The organism is Janthinobacterium sp. KBS0711 (assembly GCF_000988085.1).
GTDB lineage: Bacteria > Pseudomonadota > Gammaproteobacteria > Burkholderiales > Burkholderiaceae_D > Janthinobacterium > Janthinobacterium lividum_E.
In genome coordinates this window covers 776,431-794,283 of sequence record NZ_LBCO01000033.1, presented here as the reverse complement: position 1 = coordinate 794,283, position 17,853 = coordinate 776,431, and the positions used below count along the sequence as shown (strand labels likewise).

Below are 17,853 nucleotides of genomic sequence, written 5' to 3'. Positions count from 1 at the left end.
GTTTCCAGGGTGCGGCGGAGGTCAGCGTCAATGGCGCATGCCAGGCATGGCCGCAACTGCTGCTAGTAAGAGCGCGGGGAGGGGAGGATGTTCGGCCCTTGTTATTTCACATTGAGGTACATCAAGTGCTTCAATTATCGAGCTTGGTATAAAAGACATTCTTGCGCAGGGTGAGCACGGCGTTCGCGCTTTCCCCTTGTGTTTTCCCCTTGTTCCCCGTTGCCTATCTCAGGAGAATAAATGTCTGCCGATTCCCATAGCGTCAAGCTGATCAATGAGCTGGTGATTGCGGTGTACGGTGCCCCGGACGCGGCGAACGGGGCGCGCGCCCGCTACGCGCTGACCCAGGCCCTGCATGCCTTGACGAGGCTGTCACGGTCGGAACAGTTGATGGAGATGCAGCGCGATGCGGCGCGGGCGGCGGGAGCGGCCAGCCGGCGCGAGATGCGCACGGTGCTGCGCCGGGTCGCCAGCCGGGCGGCGGCCGGCCAGGGGCAGTTGCCGCTGGCACTCGGTGTCGGCGATGACGCCGCGCCGTGATCAGCCTTGCTGTTTCTTCAGCGCGGCGGCGGCCATGGCAGGCCAGCAAAAGTACAGTGGCAGCACCACGGCCGTCGCGGCCGTGATATCGACCACCCAGTCGCTGACGGCGCCACGGCGGTACGGCAGGAAACTCTGGATGAATTCGTCCAGCGCCCCCATGGCCGCCACCATCAGCACCGACAGCAGCGCCCGGCGCGCCATGCCGCCGGCCGTGCCGCTGAACAGGATCAGGGCCAGCACGCCATAGCCGACGGAATGCAGCACGCCGCCCGACGCATATTGGCCGACGTCCGCGCGCACGCCGGGAATGTCGCCGATCAGGATCACCAGGGCGTATAGCACCAGCGCGGTGCGGTAGCGCAGGCGTTCGTAGCGGTCGGCAAAACACAGTTCGGGCAAGGGTGCAGGCATGAGGCGTCAGGACAGGTGGAAAGGCCGTCACAATATCATGCGCATGGCGGGCTACCGTGTTTTTGCGCAAGAGCTTGCCGTGCAGGCAAAAAAAAGGCCCGCGGGGGCGCGGGCCAAAAACCCAAATGAAATGGGTCAAGAGTTGAGAGTTGCTTGGTGCTCACCATGTCGCGCGCCTTGCCGGCGCCCGCCACGGTCATGAAAGGGGAGTGGTGTGCCATCGCGGCACACCTGTCTGGAGTCAGGCATATCGGTTGCCTGTACAGCAGATGAAGCCAGTATAGGGGGTGAAGATGACGGGCTGATGACACGCCGCAACATTTTTTGCGGCAGACAGAATGACGGGAAAGATTGCTCGTTATGGCAAGAATGGCCATGTTCCAGGACGGATAGCGAAAAAAAAAGCCCGCTGGTGAAAGCGGGCTTAAAACTATTTTCTTGGAGGAGAATAGTGGAGACAGGTGCATTATGCTGCGTCGCACGATATGTGTCTAATGGTCTTTTCAGATATCCATTATTGATTTTTGATATAACTCGTTGCGCCTGCCTTTATTCCTTCACGGCCACCGTGTAATTGAGCGCCATGCGCCCGCCATCGACGTAGATGGTCTGGCCCGTCATGTAGGTGGAGTCGTCGCTGGCGAGGAAGGCGGCGATGCCGGCCACTTCCTCCGGCTCGCCGCAGCGGCCCAGCGGCGTGCGCGACAGGATCGTGTGGCGCGCCTGCGGGCTCGACAGCACCGCCTGCTTGGCCAGTTCCGTCAGGATGGTGCCTGGCCCGATGCCGTTCACGCGCACGCCGTGCGGCGCCAGATTCAATGCCATGACCTTGGTCAGCTGGTTGATGGCGCCTTTCGACACCACGTACGGTACCTGGTTCGGGATCGCCAGTTCCGCATTCACGCTGGACATATTGATGATGCAGCCGCTGTTGCGCTTGACCATTTCGCGCGCCACGGCCTGGCCGCACAGGAACATTGATTTCAGGTTGATGCGCATGACCCTGTCGAAATCGTCTTCGCACACGTCGAGGAAATCGGCCGCGTGCGTGACGCCCGCATTGTTGACGAGGATATCGATGTGGCCGAACTGGGCCAGGGTTTCCTTCAGCATGGCATCGACGTCCGCCTTCTGGCTGACGTCGGCGCAAAAGAAGCGCGCCTGCGGGCCCAGGGCGGCGGCGGCTTGCGCGCCTTCTTCCTTGATGTCGACCAGCATCACTTGCGCCCCTTCGGCGATCAGGCGGGTGGCGCAAGCCAGGCCGATGCCTTGCGTGGCGCCCGTGACGATGGCGGTTTTATGGATCAGTTTCATGTGTTCTCCTCGGCGGGTAATAGGGGGCGCTGCCCAAGCCACGGGATTGCGCGGCAGTGGGCAGATTTTAATCCCTGGGCAGGAATCAGAGGAGGATGGGTTCGTTCGGCAACTGATTGCCGCGCGTGCCATCGGCAGGGAAGTGGCTTTGCAGCAAGGTATTCAGCTGCGCCAGGGCTTCCAGGGTGCTGTCATGGAAATTGCCTTCCTTGAACCCTTTGGTCATGGTGCGGCACACGGCTTGCCATTGCTCCGGCGTGACGCGGCGGCCCACGTTGCGGTCGGCAACGATATCGACCTGATGTTCGGCCAGGTTGATGTAGATCAGCACGCCAACGTTGTCTTCCGTATCCCACACGCCATACTGGGCGAACAGTTCGCGCGCCCGCTCGCGATTGCTCACACCCTGGTAAGCCATGCCCGGCGTCAGGGCCGCTTCGACGATCAGGCGCACTTCCGCCCGGTGCAGCGTTTCACCTTCGGCAATCGCCGTCTCGATGGCTTTCAGTGTCCGTTCCGGAAAGGCCTGGCGCGCCGTCGCCGGCGTGCCCCGCAAATGCTTTAATGCCCGTCCACAGCGTTGGCCGAATGTCAGTTGTTTCGTCATTACCAATCTCCCGAGGCGCCGCCGCCGTCAAATCCGCCGCCGCCGCCACCGAAACCACCGCCGCCACCGCCACCGCCAAAACCACCGCCCCCGCCGAAGCCGCCACCGCCGCCGCCGCGATTGTTCAGCGCCTGGCTGAGAATGCTGCCCAGCACGACACCGGTGGCGCCGCTGGACCAGTTGCTGCCGCGCTGCAGCCGCGTCGGCCCGCCGCGCGAGCGGAACAGGGTCAGCACGACGAGGAAGCCGAAGAACAGCAGCGGCAGCCAGAAGGTCATGCCGCCCGCTTCCACCGTGGCCGGCGTTTTCTGCTGCACCGGGGCGGGGAATTGCTCCTGGTTCAGCAGGGTGGCAATCGATCCCACGCCGGCCACCAGGCCGCCGTAATAGTCGTTCTGCTTGAAATGGGGGGCGATCACGTCTTGCAGGATGCGTTTCGATTGCGCATCCGTCAGCACGCCCTGCACGCCGCGGCCCGCTTCGATGCGCAGGCGGCGCAGCGACGATGGGTTGTCTTTCGCCACCATGAGCAGCACGCCGTCATCGACGCCCTTGCGGCCCAGCTTCCAGGCATCCGTCACGCGGATGCTGTACTGCTCGATGGCTTCCGGTTCCGTGCTCTTGACCAGCAGCACGGCGATCTGGCTGCCCGTCTTGGCTTCGTAATCGGCCAGCACGCCTTCCAGCGCCGCCTTTTGCTTGGCGTCGAGCATGCCGGCGTTGTCCGTCACGCGCGCCGCCAGCGGCGGCACGGGCACAAGATCCTGCGCGCTGGCGGGCAGGCTGGTGCACAGCAGCAGCGCCGTCGCCAGCGCCGCCAGATAAGACCAGGCTTTCATCTTATTTGCCAAAGTTGACGGTCGGTGCGGTCGAGATGGCTTTTTCGTTTTCCACCGTGAACGATGGCTTGACCTTGTAGCCGAAGACCATGGCCGTCAGGTTGTTCGGGAAGCTGCGCGCATGCACGTTGTAATCTTGTACGGCAACGATGTAGCGTTGGCGCGCCACGGTGATGCGGTTTTCCGTGCCTTCCAGCTGCGACTGCAAATCGCGGAAGCTCGTATCGGCTTTCAGGTCAGGATATTTCTCGGACACCACCATCAGGCGCGACAGGGCCGACGACAGTTGGCCCTGCACTTGCTGGAATTTCTCGAAGGCGGCGGGGTCGTTCAGCACTTCGGGCGTGATCTGGAAACTGGTGGCGGCGGCGCGCGCCTTGGTCACCGCTTCCAGTGTTTCGCGCTCGTGCGTGGCATAGCCCTTGACGGTGTTGACCAGGTTGGGAATCAGGTCGGCGCGGCGCTGGTACTGGTTGACCACTTCGCCCCAGGCGGCCTTGGTGGCTTCATCCTTGCTCTGGAAGTCGTTGTAGCCGCAGCCCGTCAGGATGCCGGCCAGGACGGTGACGCTCAGCGCCAGGCGCAGCCATTTGGTGAATTGATTGGTGATTTGCATGATGGGTTCCGTGCTGAGTAAAGGAGGTGAGGCAAATATACCTGAAACGGCCCGCAATGTCGGTTTAATAAGCGCTGGCCGCCGCCCCCGGCTGCCTTCCCAGTTCCACGCCGCGTTACAATACGGGGTTTGCAACTGAATATAGAGAAGGTGTGCCGTGAATTTCATCAATAAATTATCCGCCGCGTGGACGGCCAATAATTCCCTGCTGTGCGTGGGCCTGGACCCGGACCTGGCGAAACTGCCGGCCGAACTGCGCGACTTGCCTGATGGAATCACCACCTTTTGCACGCGCATCATCGACGCCACGGCCGACCTGGCCTGCGCTTTCAAGCCGCAGATCGCCTATTTTGCCGCGCTGGGCGCGGAAAAGCAGCTGGAAGACATCTGCCGCTACGTGCGTGAAAACTACCCGCACATCCCGCTGATCCTCGACGCGAAACGGGGCGACATCGGCGCGACCGCCACGCAATACGCGCGCGAAGCGTTCGAGCGCTACGGCGTCGACGCCGTCACCGTGAACCCCTACATGGGCGAGGATTCGCTCGATCCCTACCTGGCGTGGAAAGACCGCGGCGTGATCATCCTGTGCCGCACCTCGAACCCGGGCGGCTCGGACCTGCAATTCCTGAATACGGACGGCGAACCGCTGTACCAGCGCGTGGCACGCCTGGTGGCCGACAAATGGAACAAGAATGGCCAGTGCGCGCTCGTCGTCGGCGCCACTTTCCCTGAAGAACTGGCGCAAGTGCGCGCCATCGTCGGCGACATGCCGCTGCTGGTACCCGGCATCGGCGCCCAGGGCGGCGACATCGCCGCGACAGTTGGCGCGGGCCAGACGGCGAACGGCATAGGCATGATGATCAGCTCGTCGCGCGCCATCATCTACGCCAAGCCGCAGGACGGCGAAGACTGGGCCGACGCAGCGCGCCGCGTGGCCATTGAAACGCGTGATGCGATCAATGCGCATCGTTCGGTTTAAGCACCACCCATAAAAAATGTAGGTCGGGTTAGGCCAGCGGCCGTAACCCGACAACACCGGTAACGTCAACAATGTTGTCGGATTACGCAGGGCTTTGCCCCGCTAATCCGACCTACGGGCTGCAAATTGAGCGCGCGATGCGATCAAAGCGCACCGCGCGGGCTTAAAAATTACATTCAGCAGGCCTCACCGCGCCTAACAAAACCGACGCGCAGTAGGTTTGGTTAGGTGCGACTAATCGCGCATGGGCGCCACCATCTCCGCGTAATCGTAGAGTTCTCCCAGAATTTCCTCTCCCCGCTCATCCACGGATTCCGACAGCACGTCGATCTCCGTAAACAGCATTTCGATAGTGCGGGCGCCGCCGTCGCCGTCGAACAGGCGGGCGGCGCGGTGCTGTTCCCAGCGCAGGCTTTCCGCTTCGCTCAGCGTTTGCGGGAAATTGCGGGCGCGGTAGCGGAACAGCAGTTCCTGCAGGCGTTCGTCGGCAAACGAGGGGCGGGCCGTGGCCAGCTTGGCCGGCGTTTCGCGGCGCAAGGATTCGAGCAGGCGGCGGTCATCGTTGCTGACGAAACCGTTGTACAAATCCTCATCCACGTCCAGCGCGGCATTCGCGCCCGGGCGCTGGAACACTTCGGCCCAGATCGCATCCATGTTTGGCGCCGTGGCGGCGAATTGCGCGTTGACCTTCGCCGCGTCCACGTCGATGCCCCATTGCGCGGCCATGGCCGGCGACAGGGTTTTCAGGTTGCCGACAAGCATGGGCGACTTGTTCAGGTGCACGCTCTTCACGGGCAGGCGCGTCATGCCTTCGGGCATGGCGTCCTTGCGCGTGAACAGCCGCGTGCGGATGGTGTCGGCGTCCAGCTCGAACAGTTCGCGCGGGTCGTAAGCGCAATCCCAGACGAGGATCTCGTTCTTGTTGCTCGGGTGCGTGGCCAGCGGCCAGACGACGCCCACGCAGCCCCGTTCGGCGGGGAACATGCCGGACACGTGCAGAAAAGGTTGGCGCTCGCCGGCGGCCAGGTGCATGCCCATTTCGCTGGCGACCCGGTCCTTTTTGTGCAGGGCCAGGCAGAATTCGAACAGTTTCGGCTGTTTCTGCTTGATCAGGCGGGCCAGGGCGATGGTGGCGCGCACGTCGGACAGCGCATCGTGCGCCGCTTCGTGGGCCAGGCCATTGGCCTTGCTCAGGTGTTCCAGCTTGAAACTGGTCTGGCCATCGTCGCGCTTCGGCCATTGAATGCCTTCCGGGCGCAGCGCGTGCGTCATGCGCACCACGTCGAGGATATCCCAGCGGCCGCAATGGTTTTTCCATTCGCGCGCATACGGGTCGATCAGGTTGCGCCAGAACAGGAAGCGCGTGACTTCATCGTCGAAACGGATGGTGTTGTAGCCCACGCCGATGGTGCCCGGTTCCGAAAAGGCCGCTTCGATGGTGGCGGCGAACTGGTGCTCGGGCACGCCCAGTTGCAGACACTGCTGCGGCGTGATGCCCGTGATCAGGCACGATTGCGGGTCGGGCAGGAAATCATTGGCAGGCTGGCAATACAGCATGATCGGCTCGCCGATCTCGTTGAGTTCGGCATCCGTGCGGATGGCGGCGAACTGGGCCGGGCGGTCGCGGCGCGGCTGGGCGCCAAAGGTTTCGTAATCGTGCCAAAGAAAGGTCTGGTTAGTCATTGATGGTCATTACTTGGTTACTTGATTGGTTATCCGGGCCGGTAAAAGAGCGCCGCTGCTACAGTTTTCTGAAAACCTGCCGATACTACACGAGAGGATGGTCATCATCGCGTTTCCCGCATGGTGGCATACATTGCCCGTTCAAGGAGGTCTATCGTGTCAATTCCCATCGCCGCAAGCGGCAATTCCAACCCTTCCGTGACTTCCGTCAGTACGGGCGTTGCCGGCAAGGACGATAAAGTCCAGCAAAAGGACGGCGTCAACGCTGAAATGAGCGTCAACGACCGTACCAAGCTGCAATTGAACGCCTCCATCATGCAGGCCTCGCTGAACGTGTCGATCGGTTCCGAGAACGAGCCGCTGGCGCTGCTGTACAAGACGGCCATCACCAACATCAATGAAGCGCTGAAGGGCCAGTACGGCGAAGATGCGATCCAGAACGCCGCGTCGCAGGACAATAGCGCCGAAGCGACGGCGAGCCGCATTGTATCGCTGTCGACGGGTTTTTTTGATGCCTTCAAGAAACAGAATCCCGACCTGGATGACGATACGGCCCTGACCAAGTTCATGGACACCATCAGCGGCGGCATGGAAAAAGGCTTCAAGGAAGCGCGCGACATTCTGGGCGGCTTGAAAGTGTTGAAAGGCGATATCGCCGGCAATATCGACAAGACGTACGAGCTGGTGCAGAAAGGCTATGCGGATTTCATCGCCGCGCACAGCAGCAAGAAGGATGACGCCGCCAAGCCGGCCGACAGCAAGGCTGCCTGATCAATATTACGCCGGAAGCGCCTGAGAAAATGTCCAGGGCCAGGCGCATTGCCGAAGGCAGTACGAATGTACGACGAGGCAATGCAACGACGCCATGGGCTTTTTATCAGGTGCTTACGCGGTTGCGGCCGTTGGCTTTGGCGCGATACAGCGCCGCGTCGGCGGCCGCGATCAGCGCATGGTCGTCCTGTTCGGCCGCCAGGCTGGCCACGCCGAAGGAACCCGTGATGTGCGGCAGCGCGCTGCGCATGTCGGCGAAGATGACGGCTTGCTGCATGCGCTCGCACAAGCGTTCGGCCACCCGCAGGGCCACATGTTCGCTCGTATCGGGCAAGATCACCATCATTTCCTCGCCACCATAACGCACGGCAAAATCCGTCGGCCGCAGGGCCGCGCCCAGTACTTGCGCGGCGATGCGCAGCGCCTGGTCGCCCGCCTGGTGGCCGTGCGTGTCGTTGAAACGCTTGAAATGGTCGAGGTCGATCATCACCAGCGACAGCGGCGAGGCGCTGGCATGGGCCGTGACGATCATGTTCGGCAGCAAGTCGGTGAGCCAGGCCCGGTTGTACAAACCCGTCAGGCTGTCGACCATCGACAGCTGGCGGTAGAACTCGCCCAGTTTCTGACGCCGGCGCAGCAGGGCATTCGCGGCGCGGATGCGGAAGGACAGCAGCCGCAGCAGGTTGCGCGCGAGGCCGTTCGATTGCTCGATCAATTCCCAGACGACGGCCGCGTCGATCACCAGCAAATCGGTTTCTTCCAGGGCGGAAATGGCGGCCAGGTTGCTCGCTTCATCGAGCACCGATTGTTCGCCCACGCTTTCGCCAGGCAAGACCTTGCTGACTGTGCCATCATCCATGCCGGTGTGGATGTCGGCGGCCACGGCCAGCGAACCGCGCAGGACGATGTACAGGCTGGTGCCTTGTGTGTCGGCAATGGCTTCGCCCGCTTCGAGGCGCATGACGGGGCAGGGCGCCAGCATGGCGGCCGTCTGGCTATCCGCTCCATCGCGAAATAGCTGTAAATCGCCGATGTTGCAGCCTGAAGCGCCAAAGTTGCCGATCTGTTCCACAATCACACTTTCAAAAAGCCGGCGCGCGCGAGCAGAGGGCCGGTAGCTTCATGATAGCGTAAAGCGGCCTTGGCTGTAACGGCAAAGGCTTGCTTGATGTCACTTACTGTGAGAAATACGACAATTATTTCATTGTCGTGTTAATACGCTGGAATGCTTGCTGTTTTACTATTGATATTGTCGCGCAGGAAGGCGGGTCCAGATGTGCAAAGGCAGCCTTGAACGGCTGCCTCAGTCTCTGGAAATCCTGCAGGTGGGGAATTACTCGGCGGTTTCTTCCGCTTCGGCCGTATCGATCACGGCATTTTTGCCGGTGGCGTGGCGCTTGCTGTCTTGCAGGCGGCCCAAGGCGCTATCGATGGCGCGTTTCAGTTTGTCGGTGGCGCCGGCAACGGATTGATGCACGGTGGCGTTCTGTTCGGTCACGGCGATCGGTTGATAGCCAGCAACGCGTGCTTCCATGACGCAGCGAATATCGTCGGCGCCGCCTTTCGGGCCATTCGTGTCGCTGATGTGGACTTCGATGCGGGTCAGGTTGTCGCGGAAGCGGTTCAGTGCGTTTTCAAGTACGGATTGCACATGTTCGTTCAGTCCAGCGGTGTTGGCGATGGTGCTGTCGGTATGAATATTGATTTGCATATGCTTACTCCTGTCAATTCAAAAAAAACCCATCTCAGGCGTGCTGCGGCCTGGTTGCTGCCCCATGCACATGACCTCTGTGCATGGAACTTATCTTACTCCTCTTTCCAGTATTTCAAGAGGGTGCGCACGATTAAGATGAGCTTAACCCTTCAGCCAGGTCAAGTTTCCAATACGAAATTATTTTTCAGCCATTGATGAGGCCGGCGGCGATATTGATCGACAGCCCCAGCACGACCAGGTTGAAGAAAAAGCTCAGCACCGATTGTCCCAGCACGATTTGCCGCATCATGCGCGTCTGCACGGAAACGTCCGACGTTTGCACGGCCACGGCGATGGTGATGGCGAAATACAGAAAATCCCAGTAATCGGGGTTTTGCTCGTCGTCGGGAAACTTCAGCGGGCGCAGCGCGGGATCGGCCTGGTAATACAGGTGGGCATAGTGGAAGCAGAACAAGGTGCCGACGAGGAACCAGGAACCGACCAGGGTGAGTATCGTCAGGCCGTAATGCAGGGCGCGTTCGTCCGGCGCCATGTCTTTCATCGAGGACAGCTGCGAGACGATGGCCACCAGACTCATCACTGATGCGACGGACAGGGCCGACAGCACCGTGGCCGCCCGCTCGTCCTGGCGCGCCGCCATGGCTTTCACTTTGTGATGGTTGGCGCGCATCATCATCCAGGCCATCGTTGCCAGGTAGAACCAGACGGCCACGTTCCATGCCGTGAGCAAACGCGTCATCTGTTGCCAGGAAGAAGGCAGCAGCAGGCCGGCCACCACGCCGATGACCGTGGCCATGCTCAGGTGGGGGCGGCTGCGGATGAAGCTGCGGAATGGAAGCGTGATTTTCATGGTGCCAGGATGCATCAGTTGGGATAGCGCATCTTAGCGCTTAAGTTGCCGCCGTGGTGGCTGCCTTCGCCGCCGTTTCCTTCTCGTGGTGGGGGAAGCGGTCCATGCGCGACAGCACGGGGAACAGCACGGCCCAGATGCCCGTCACGGCCAGGGTGGCGGCGCCGCCGAAGAGCACGGCGCGCACCAGGCCGAACCAGCCGGCCGTCAAGCCCGATTCGAATTCACCCAGCTCGTTCGAGGCGCCGATGAAGACGGCGTTCACGGCGCTGACCCGGCCGCGGATCTCGTCGGGCGTCTCGAACTGCACCAGCAGGTGGCGGATGTAGACGCTGATCATGTCGCCGGCGCCCATCAGGAACAGCGCCGCCAGCGCCAGCGGGAAATAACTGGTGCTGCCCAGCACCAAGGTGCCCAGGCCGAAGACGGCCACGCCGCCGAACATCCACGCGCCCACGCGGCGCGTGATGGGGAAGATGGCCAGCGCGATCGAGCACAGGGCCGCGCCGGCCCCGGGCGCCGTGCGCAGCAGGCCCAGGCCGCTGGGGCCGATATGCAGCACGTCGTGCGCGAGCGCCGGCAGCAGGGCCGTGGTGCCGCCGAACAGCACGGCAAACAGGTCGAGCGAAATGGCGCCCAGCACGATGGGTTTCGACCAGACGAAGCGCAAGCCTTCGAGCAGGGTATGCCAGCTGACGGGTTCGCGCTTGACCACTTGCGGCGCCGGCGTGGTGGCGCGCATCAGCAGGACGGACACGACCAGCAGCGCGGACGAGATCAAATACACCACCTTGGGGCCGAAGTAATACAGCAAGCCGCCCAAGGTGGGCCCCAGGATGATGGCCACGTGCGAACTCGACGAGCTGAGCGCGACGGCACGGCTGAAGTGTTGCGTGGGCACCATGTTGACCAGCACGGCTTGCGTGGCCGGCATCATGAAGGCGCGCGCGCTGCCGAAGAGCACCAGCACGGCAAACACGGGCCAGACGATGGCAAGTCCGCTGCGCGTAAAGGCCAGCAGAGCCAGCGCGCAAGCGAGCTGCGCCGCCAGGCACCAGGCGATGATGTTGCGGCGGTTGTAGCGGTCGGCCACGTGGCCGGCCGGCAAAATCAAGACGAGGAAGGGGGCGAACTGCGCCAGGCCGATCAGGCCCAGGTCGAACAGACTGCCCGTGATCTGGTACACCTGCCAGCCGATGGCCACGCTTTGCATCTGCACGGCCACTGTGCCCAGCACGCGGGCGGAAAGGTAAAAAGCGAAGTTGCGGTGACGCAGGATGGCGAAAGACATGAACACTTTCCAGGGAGCGGCGGGATGAGGCGGTGGCGGCAGCGGATGCCGCACCTGCAGCATCCCGCTGTCTGGATGCTTACTTGGCCAGGTCGGCTTCCGTGGTGAAGGCGTCCGCGTAAAACTCGTCGGCTGGAAGCTGGCACAGCTGCACGAAATCGCGGTGGGCCGAGTCGACCATCACGGGCGCGCCGCAGGCATACACCTGATACGCGGACATATCCGGAATATCGGCGATGACGGCCTGGTGCACGAAGCCCGTGCGGCCGCTCCAGCCGTCTTCCGGCAGGGCGTCCGAAACGACGGGCACATAGGTGAACTGCGGCAAGTCGGCGGCCCACTGGCGGCACAGCGCATCCATATACAGATCGTGCGGACGGCGGCCGCCCCAGTACAGGGTGATCGGGCGCGTGGAGCGCTCGTTGATCATGTGCTCGACGATGGCTTTCAGCGGGGCAAAGCCCGTGCCCGAAGCCAGCAGCACGACGGGCTTGTCGGAATCTTCGCGCAGGAAGAAGGTGCCCATCGGGCCTTCGAAGCGCAGGATGTCGCGCTCTTTCATGGTGCCAAATACCTGGTCGGTGAACAGGCCGCCCGGCAGGTGGCGGATGTGCAGGGTCACGGGGCCGCCGTCGGCAGGCGCGCTGGCCATGCTGTAGCTGCGGCGCTTGTTGTCGCGCAACAGGATTTCGATATACTGTCCGGCGCGGTAGTTGAGGCGCTCGCTGGCCGGCAACTGCAGGGTCAGCACGACGACGTCGGGGGCGACTTTCTCGATGGTGGTCACGCGCGACGGCATTTTCTTGATCGGGTAGTCGCTGCTGCCCGCCACTTCTCGCGCTTCGATGACGAGGTCGGCGTTCGTGGTGGCGCAGCAGAACAGGGAAAAGCCGGCCGCGTCCTCTTCCGGCGTCAGGGCGCGCTGCTGGTGCGCCTTGTGCTGGACGGTGCCGGAAACCACTTTGCCCTTGCAGGAACCGCAGGCGCCATTTTTACAGCCATACGGCAGGCCCACGCCGGCGCGTATCGCCGCCGCCAGCACGGTTTCGTCCGCTTCGCAGCTGAACTGGTGGCCGCTGGGCTGAACAGTAACTTGAAAAGTCATACAATCCTTGAGATGAAAAATATGTTAATGCACTCTTTGCGCAAGCCGTCAGGCTTGCCGCGCTTGCTGATCCTCGGTTGCGGAGACGTCGGCATGCGGCTGCTGCCCCTGCTGCGCGCGCGCTTTCGCGTCTTTGCCGTCACCAGCCAGCCGGCGCGCTGCGCGCAGTTGCGGGAAGCCGGCGCCGTGCCCATCGTGGCCAACCTCGACGACCGCGCCAGCCTGAAACGGCTGGCGGGACTGGCGTCGAGGATCGTGCACCTGGCGCCGCCCCTGTCGTCGGGCTTGCTGGACCGGCGCACGCGCAATCTGGCCGCCATTTTACCCGAGCATGCACGCATGGTGTATGTGAGCACCAGCGGCGTATATGGCGATTGCGCTGGCGCCTGGGTCGATGAAACGCGGCCGACGGCGCCGGCGAATGCGCGGGCGAAGCGGCGCGTGGACGCCGAACAGGTTCTGCGCGGCTGGGGCGCGCGTCGCGGCGCCAAGGTGGCCATCCTGCGCGTGCCCGGCATCTATGCGGACGACCGCCTGCCCTTGAAGCGCTTGCACGAAGGCACGCCGGCCCTGGCCGCGGATGACGATGTGTACACCAACCATATTCATGCCGACGACCTGGCGCGCATCATCGAACGGGCCTTGTGGCGGGGCAAGCCGGGACGCGTGTATCACGCCAGCGATGACAGCGAACTCAAAATGGCCGAGTATTTCGATGCCGTGGCCGACACGTTCGGCCTGCCGCGCCCGCCGCGCCTGCCGCGTGCCGAGCTACGGCAAGTGGTCACGCCGATGCTGCTGTCGTTCATGTCCGAATCGCGCCGCCTGCACAATACCCGCATCAAGCGCGAGTTGGGCGTGCGCCTGCGCTACGCGCGCGTGGTCGATGCCTTGCAGGGGATGGCAGCCGGTGGGGCCGGCATCGGGTAAAATGGCCGGTTATCTGCGCACTTTGCTGGGCCGGCGCGCAGCGCGCCGTTCCCGCGTTGCGCCACTCACTTAAGGAATACAGCATGAGCACCCTCACTTACGAAGCATACCTGGACGAGGTCACCACCGTCCTGACGGAACTGTACGACCTCGACGACGAGGCCGCCATCAAGCTGGTCGTGGCGGCGCAGGACGCCGAATTTTTCGTCCCGCACGATGCGCATGAAGAAATGCGCACCGTCGAGCAAGCCAAGAAGGATGCGGTCGCCCTGTTCGAGCGCAAGCAGAACCGCCAGCAAACGCAGGAAAAGCAGCAACAGCGCGTGCGCCAGCAAAAGAAATAAGACGGAAGCAGGCCGTGGGGCAGTACGGGCTTCGGCGCAACACCGGGGCCGTGCCATTTGATGCAGCGCAAACGTGTCACGGCGCGCTGGCGATATGGTGAGCAATGTCGTCACGCGTCTGGGCTCTTGTGGCGGGCTCTGCATCTACAACTAGCGTGACGTTGTTTCCCGTCAGCAGGAGCGAGCCATGCGAGCTACGAATCACCCCAGCAAGGAGCAGGTACGCGCCTATATGCGCCGCCGCGAACGTGCGCTGCAGCCGCCGCCGCCGCCCGATGAAATTCGCCGGCAACTGGCCTGGTGCCGCGTCGACGATTTCCCATGCACTTGCCCGCTTGCCACCCCGGCCGGCGTGGCCGCGCAAGGCTGGCATCTATCCGCTGAAATGGCCCGCCTGGGCACCCTCATGGCCATAGCCTGGCTCATGCATAGCGGTGTTGCCCATCGTAAAAATTGATGACGTGCAGCAAATTTTTCCGATTTGAGTTATCCTCTAGCACATTCCAAGTGCGTCAATTCTCTTCAATTATCACAATTTTGCTTTAAGTTACGCAAAAATCAACAATAGCGTGTATTATATTGTTTGCGGCGTAAAGGCCGCATAAGTGATGGCGCTTTTTAGTGTGTTTACCCTGAATTATTGTGAAAGAGACATTCGGTTTCTTTTCGCTCTAATACAACAAGTACGGATTTTTGATCATGTCTCTCAAACAAATTACCTCTTTGCCTACCTACAACCCGAATCGCGTCCTTGATGCGATCATCGACAAGCTGCAGCTGAAAAACGATGCCGCCTTGTCGCGAGCTCTGGAAGTGGCGCCACCTGTTATCAGCAAGATTCGTCACAACACCTTGCCGATCGGCGCCACGATCCTCATCCGCATGCATGAAATCAGCGATTTCAGCATTCGTGAACTGCGCGAGTTGATGGCTGCCTAAGAGCGCCTGACAGACGGCAAACTGAGAGGTGCCGTCTGGGTAAGTCAGGCTTGCCGCGTGCGGCAGCCACATCCGTTTTCCGCTTTTCTATTGCGGCTCGCGGTTCAGTACCGGACGATCGATATAGAAACGCCCCATTTCCAGGCCAGTCGAAGACGACTTGACCACCGCTGCAGCCAGTGAGGCAGGCGCGCTGGAAAAGGCGGTGCTGGCAGCCCCGGTCGCGCGGCCCGAATACGCCGTCGCCTGCACCGCCGCGCTGGAAAACGCCGTTTGCACGGCCCGGCCCGAGTAGGCCGTTGCCTGTACCGCCGCACTGGAAAATGCTGTTTGCACAGCCCGTCCTGAATACGCAGCCTGCACAGCCCGTCCCGAATACGCCGCCTGTACGGCGCGCCCCGAATACGCCGTTTCTGCGCGAATATAATCTTCCCCGAACGTTTGTTCATACAGCTGCTTCATGCGCTCGCCCACGCGATGGTGCGCCGCTTCGTCGTCTTCGCCGCGCAAGCCGATGTACGGGAAGTGATGGAGGAAGTAGCCGAACACCTGTTCGCAATCGGCCGCATATTTCAGGGTGTCGAGGATGTGGTAGTGCCAGAAGGTATCGACGTCCATCAGCGGCGCCGTTTCTTCTTCCGGAAACTGTTTCATCAGGATCAGGAAGCGGCGGTATTCGAATTCCACCGCATTCGCCTTCTCCAGGCTCCATCCCTCGCCTGACTCGCGGTGCATCAGCTTGACCTTGATCGCGTCCAAATTCAAATCGGCAATTGCCTTGAAACTGTCGTTCGTATCCATGAATGTCCTTTGGTAAAGAGCGTTGTGGGAAATACGGTGAAACAAGGGAAAGCGGCGGGTGCGTGCTCCTGGCAAGTGGTCGAGGAATGCCTGGCCCATGGCGGGCGGGCGCTGAATTGTTCTACATCAATATTGCATCTAATTACGAAATATGCAAGCTGAGCTTGCTTCATGCGTGCGTACGCCTGTCAGCTGCTGACCCGGCTTTCTTCCTGGTAGGGAAATGCGGTGGCGTCAGCGCCCAGCGGCACGCTGACGTGCACGCTCATGCCGGCGCCGGGGCTGCTTTCGATGTAAAAAGTACCGCCCAGCAATTTTATGCGCTCCTCGATGCCCACCAGGCCAAACGAGCCCAGCTTGTTGCGCCCGTCGATGGCCGCCCCCACGCCGTTGTCGCTGATGCTCATCGACACCGTATCGCGGCACTTTTCCAGCTTGACTTGCACGCGGCTGGCATTCGCATGCTGGGAAATATTGCTGAGCGACTCTTGCAGGATGCGAAACAGGGCCGTCGCGCATTGATCGCTGAGGCAAATGTCGTCATGGCTTTCGCTCACTTCGCAGGCGATGCCCGTGCGCTGGCGAAATTGCGCCACCTGCCATTCGACGGCCGCATTCACGCCCAGGTCCAGTACGGTAGGGCGCAAGTCGTTGATGATCTGCCGCACGCTCTTGATGGTGGCGTCGATCTGCTCCAGGGTCGAGCGGGCGCGGGCGTTCAGGCGCGGGTGGCGGCGATGCGTGCGCGAGGCCAGCATGTCGGCGTCGATGCGCAAGACCAGCAGGTTCTGTCCCAGGTCGTCGTGGATTTCGCGCGCGATGCGCTTGCGCTCTTCTTCCTTGATCTGGTCCGCATGGGCCGCCAGGCGGCGCAGTTTCTGGTGCGACAGCTGCAGACGGATCTGGCTGGCGCGCAATTCCTCCGTCATGCCGTTGGCCATCTGGATGGCGCGCCGGCGCGACGACGCCAGGGTGTGGAACAGCATATACAGCAGCATGGTGCTGGCAAAACCGATCAGCAGGGCCAGCCATGGCAAAAAGGCGTCGAAGCGCGTATACAGGTCGCTCTTGCGCACGCTGAACAGCGCTTGCCACACGCGGCTGTTGTGTTCGATCAGCATCGTGCTGCTCAGGTAGCGTCCCGAGTTGCCGGGCAGCCACCAAGGCGCATGCATGCCCGCCGTCGTGCTGTCGAAAATGGGGCGCATGTCGTGCGGCAGTTGCAGCGGTGCGCGCGCCTGCGGGCCGATATCGAACAGGGTCAGGCGGACGTTGCGGACCGGCATGTCGGCCAGCGCGCTGCGCATCATCGTCACCAGGTCGTAGCCGATGCCGACGGACCCCTGGTACGCCGCGCGCCGCTGCTCCACCGTATCGACCGGCATGCCGTAGCGGTACACGGGCAGGCGCATGGCCATGCCCGTCAATTGGGGACGGCCTTCCATCGGCACGGGCACGCCGGAATTGCTGATGTGGCCGGAATCGCGCGACAGCGCCAGCGCTTCGGCGATCAGGGGGCGCGAAGCGATGTCATAGCCATATTTTTCCGGGGCGCTGGCAATCGGCTCGATGTACACCAGCACGGAGTAGCGCTCGCGCGGGGCGGGCGGATGGATGGCAAACGCCGGATAGCCGTCGCGCCCCGGCGGATAGTCGCGCTGCATGGCCGCTTCGAAGGCGGCGCGCTGCGACTCGTCGAGTTCCTGGCTGTAATTGAGGTTCATCACCCCCGGGTAGTTCTGTTGCAGGGCGATGTTCGCCACGTAGCGGTGGAATTGCTCGCGGCTCACGTGGTCGTTGGCGTGGAACAGGCTGGCCGTGCCGCGCAGCAGGTTGGCATACGACTTGACGCGCGATTCGATGTTTTTCTGGGTATTGCGGGCCAGATTGTCGAACAGCTCGCTGGCATCGTTTTCGATCGACAGCGAGGCGGCCATGTAAAACAGCAGGCCCACCATCGTCGACATCACAAAGCCGAGCAGCCACAGCGGTCTTTTTTCAGCAGATAAGGGGTGTTCGCCGGCAGTAGAAGACATCGCCATCCGCATCAGGAAGAGGAATCGGGTGCCGCCTGGGCGACTGTGTTGTACAAGTGCTATTGAAATTGCAAATT

20 protein-coding genes are annotated in these 17,853 nt (G+C 62.0%); 7 read left to right on the top strand and 13 right to left on the bottom strand.

From position 1 onward, the window contains the following. The first annotated feature begins 240 nt into the window (after positions 1-240). Positions 241-540, top strand: coding sequence for a hypothetical protein (locus VM94_RS22215; protein ID WP_046685352.1), 300 nt, complete (start codon positions 241-243; stop codon positions 538-540). Here the strand turns inward: VM94_RS22215 and VM94_RS22210 are convergent, their stop codons facing one another. The 5 genes from VM94_RS22210 to VM94_RS22190 all read right to left on the bottom strand — a co-directional run bounded on the left by VM94_RS22210 (position 541) and on the right by VM94_RS22190 (position 4,330). Then, complete coding sequence (locus VM94_RS22210) at positions 541-954, bottom strand: VanZ family protein (protein WP_046685351.1); 414 nt, start codon at positions 952-954, stop codon at positions 541-543. It abuts the gene before it with no gap. 549 nt (positions 955-1,503) lie between these two features. Further along, positions 1,504-2,268, bottom strand: a complete 765-nt coding sequence (locus tag VM94_RS22205; RefSeq protein WP_046685350.1) for an SDR family NAD(P)-dependent oxidoreductase — start codon at positions 2,266-2,268, stop codon at positions 1,504-1,506. 85 nt (positions 2,269-2,353) lie between these two features. Beyond that, positions 2,354-2,875, bottom strand: a complete 522-nt coding sequence (locus tag VM94_RS22200; protein WP_046685349.1) for a TPM domain-containing protein — start codon at positions 2,873-2,875, stop codon at positions 2,354-2,356. Then, a complete protein-coding gene (locus VM94_RS22195) occupies positions 2,875-3,714 on the bottom strand; it encodes a TPM domain-containing protein (protein WP_046685348.1) in 840 nt (279 codons plus the stop codon). Before VM94_RS22195 ends, VM94_RS22200 begins: the two co-directional genes overlap by 1 nt. Position 3,715: 1 nt before the next feature. Next, positions 3,716-4,330, bottom strand: coding sequence for a LemA family protein (locus VM94_RS22190; protein WP_034759964.1), 615 nt, complete (start codon positions 4,328-4,330; stop codon positions 3,716-3,718). 157 nt (positions 4,331-4,487) lie between these two features. Here VM94_RS22190 and pyrF point away from each other — a divergent pair, with 157 nt between their 5' ends. Further along, positions 4,488-5,312 carry an orotidine-5'-phosphate decarboxylase gene (gene pyrF, locus VM94_RS22185; RefSeq protein ID WP_046685347.1) on the top strand — a complete coding sequence of 275 codons (825 nt, stop codon included), beginning with the start codon at positions 4,488-4,490 and terminating at the stop codon, positions 5,310-5,312. Positions 5,313-5,546: 234 nt separating this feature from the next. Here pyrF and sbcB read toward each other — a convergent pair whose 3' ends face one another. Beyond that, on the bottom strand, positions 5,547-6,995 hold the full coding sequence (gene sbcB, locus VM94_RS22180) for an exodeoxyribonuclease I (RefSeq protein ID WP_046685346.1): 1,449 nt from the start codon (positions 6,993-6,995) through the stop codon (positions 5,547-5,549). A 156-nt stretch (positions 6,996-7,151) separates the two neighbouring features. Here sbcB and VM94_RS22175 point away from each other — a divergent pair, with 156 nt between their 5' ends. Beyond that, entirely contained in the window at positions 7,152-7,766 is a 615-nt protein-coding gene (locus VM94_RS22175; RefSeq protein ID WP_235432985.1) for a DUF5610 domain-containing protein, read from the top strand. A 106-nt stretch (positions 7,767-7,872) separates the two neighbouring features. Here the strand turns inward: VM94_RS22175 and VM94_RS22170 are convergent, their stop codons facing one another. From VM94_RS22170 to VM94_RS22150, 5 genes are all read right to left on the bottom strand, one after another. Next, on the bottom strand, positions 7,873-8,838 hold the full coding sequence (locus VM94_RS22170) for a GGDEF domain-containing protein (protein WP_046685627.1): 966 nt from the start codon (positions 8,836-8,838) through the stop codon (positions 7,873-7,875). 261 nt (positions 8,839-9,099) lie between these two features. After that, positions 9,100-9,477, bottom strand: a complete 378-nt coding sequence (locus VM94_RS22165) for an HPF/RaiA family ribosome-associated protein (protein ID WP_046685345.1) — start codon at positions 9,475-9,477, stop codon at positions 9,100-9,102. 187 nt (positions 9,478-9,664) lie between these two features. Continuing rightward, the gene (locus VM94_RS22160; protein WP_046685626.1) at positions 9,665-10,330 is read right to left on the bottom strand and encodes a DUF1345 domain-containing protein; all 666 of its coding nucleotides are present in this window, start codon (positions 10,328-10,330) and stop codon (positions 9,665-9,667) included. A 40-nt stretch (positions 10,331-10,370) separates the two neighbouring features. Further along, the gene (locus tag VM94_RS22155; RefSeq protein ID WP_046685625.1) at positions 10,371-11,621 is read right to left on the bottom strand and encodes an MFS transporter; all 1,251 of its coding nucleotides are present in this window, start codon (positions 11,619-11,621) and stop codon (positions 10,371-10,373) included. Between the two features lie 79 nt (positions 11,622-11,700). Further along, positions 11,701-12,726 (bottom strand): CDP-6-deoxy-delta-3,4-glucoseen reductase, encoded by a 1,026-nt coding sequence (locus VM94_RS22150; RefSeq protein WP_046685344.1) that lies wholly within the window; start codon positions 12,724-12,726, stop codon positions 11,701-11,703. Positions 12,727-12,738: 12 nt separating this feature from the next. Here VM94_RS22150 and VM94_RS22145 point away from each other — a divergent pair, with 12 nt between their 5' ends. From VM94_RS22145 to VM94_RS22130, 4 genes are all read left to right on the top strand, one after another. Further along, positions 12,739-13,656 carry an SDR family oxidoreductase gene (locus VM94_RS22145; RefSeq protein ID WP_046685343.1) on the top strand — a complete coding sequence of 306 codons (918 nt, stop codon included), beginning with the start codon at positions 12,739-12,741 and terminating at the stop codon, positions 13,654-13,656. Positions 13,657-13,739: 83 nt separating this feature from the next. After that, positions 13,740-14,000 carry a hypothetical protein gene (locus tag VM94_RS22140; protein ID WP_046685342.1) on the top strand — a complete coding sequence of 87 codons (261 nt, stop codon included), beginning with the start codon at positions 13,740-13,742 and terminating at the stop codon, positions 13,998-14,000. Positions 14,001-14,187: 187 nt separating this feature from the next. Continuing rightward, complete coding sequence (locus VM94_RS27925; RefSeq protein ID WP_082127846.1) at positions 14,188-14,457, top strand: hypothetical protein; 270 nt, start codon at positions 14,188-14,190, stop codon at positions 14,455-14,457. A gap of 242 nt (positions 14,458-14,699) precedes the next feature. Continuing rightward, positions 14,700-14,939 (top strand): hypothetical protein, encoded by a 240-nt coding sequence (locus VM94_RS22130; protein WP_029496207.1) that lies wholly within the window; start codon positions 14,700-14,702, stop codon positions 14,937-14,939. Positions 14,940-15,026: 87 nt separating this feature from the next. Here VM94_RS22130 and VM94_RS22125 read toward each other — a convergent pair whose 3' ends face one another. Both VM94_RS22125 and VM94_RS22120 read right to left on the bottom strand, forming a co-directional pair. Next, positions 15,027-15,740 (bottom strand): glycine-rich domain-containing protein, encoded by a 714-nt coding sequence (locus VM94_RS22125; RefSeq protein WP_046685340.1) that lies wholly within the window; start codon positions 15,738-15,740, stop codon positions 15,027-15,029. 188 nt (positions 15,741-15,928) lie between these two features. Then, positions 15,929-17,776, bottom strand: a complete 1,848-nt coding sequence (locus tag VM94_RS22120) for a CHASE domain-containing protein (RefSeq protein ID WP_235432984.1) — start codon at positions 17,774-17,776, stop codon at positions 15,929-15,931. Positions 17,777-17,853: the final 77 nt, after the last annotated feature.

Excerpts from the sequence above, each read along its gene's own strand:
- VM94_RS22125 (WP_046685340.1), bottom strand. The coding sequence starts at position 15,740 with ATGGATACGAACGACAGTTTCAAGGCAATTGCCGATTTGAATTTGGAC.
- VM94_RS22200 (WP_046685349.1), bottom strand. The coding sequence starts at position 2,875 with ATGACGAAACAACTGACATTCGGCCAACGCTGTGGACGGGCATTAAAG.
- VM94_RS22205 (WP_046685350.1), bottom strand. The coding sequence starts at position 2,268 with ATGAAACTGATCCATAAAACCGCCATCGTCACGGGCGCCACGCAAGGC.
- sbcB (WP_046685346.1), bottom strand. The coding sequence starts at position 6,995 with ATGACTAACCAGACCTTTCTTTGGCACGATTACGAAACCTTTGGCGCC.
- VM94_RS22160 (WP_046685626.1), bottom strand. The coding sequence starts at position 10,330 with ATGAAAATCACGCTTCCATTCCGCAGCTTCATCCGCAGCCGCCCCCAC.
- VM94_RS22140 (WP_046685342.1), top strand. The coding sequence starts at position 13,740 with ATGAGCACCCTCACTTACGAAGCATACCTGGACGAGGTCACCACCGTC.
- VM94_RS22210 (WP_046685351.1), bottom strand. The coding sequence starts at position 954 with ATGCCTGCACCCTTGCCCGAACTGTGTTTTGCCGACCGCTACGAACGC.
- VM94_RS22130 (WP_029496207.1), top strand. The coding sequence starts at position 14,700 with ATGTCTCTCAAACAAATTACCTCTTTGCCTACCTACAACCCGAATCGC.
- VM94_RS22120 (WP_235432984.1), bottom strand. The coding sequence starts at position 17,776 with ATGTCTTCTACTGCCGGCGAACACCCCTTATCTGCTGAAAAAAGACCG.
- VM94_RS22195 (WP_046685348.1), bottom strand. The coding sequence starts at position 3,714 with ATGAAAGCCTGGTCTTATCTGGCGGCGCTGGCGACGGCGCTGCTGCTG.
- VM94_RS22165 (WP_046685345.1), bottom strand. The coding sequence starts at position 9,477 with ATGCAAATCAATATTCATACCGACAGCACCATCGCCAACACCGCTGGA.
- VM94_RS22190 (WP_034759964.1), bottom strand. The coding sequence starts at position 4,330 with ATGCAAATCACCAATCAATTCACCAAATGGCTGCGCCTGGCGCTGAGC.
- VM94_RS22155 (WP_046685625.1), bottom strand. The coding sequence starts at position 11,621 with ATGTCTTTCGCCATCCTGCGTCACCGCAACTTCGCTTTTTACCTTTCC.
- VM94_RS27925 (WP_082127846.1), top strand. The coding sequence starts at position 14,188 with ATGCGAGCTACGAATCACCCCAGCAAGGAGCAGGTACGCGCCTATATG.
- VM94_RS22215 (WP_046685352.1), top strand. The coding sequence starts at position 241 with ATGTCTGCCGATTCCCATAGCGTCAAGCTGATCAATGAGCTGGTGATT.
- VM94_RS22145 (WP_046685343.1), top strand. The coding sequence starts at position 12,739 with ATGAAAAATATGTTAATGCACTCTTTGCGCAAGCCGTCAGGCTTGCCG.
- VM94_RS22150 (WP_046685344.1), bottom strand. The coding sequence starts at position 12,726 with ATGACTTTTCAAGTTACTGTTCAGCCCAGCGGCCACCAGTTCAGCTGC.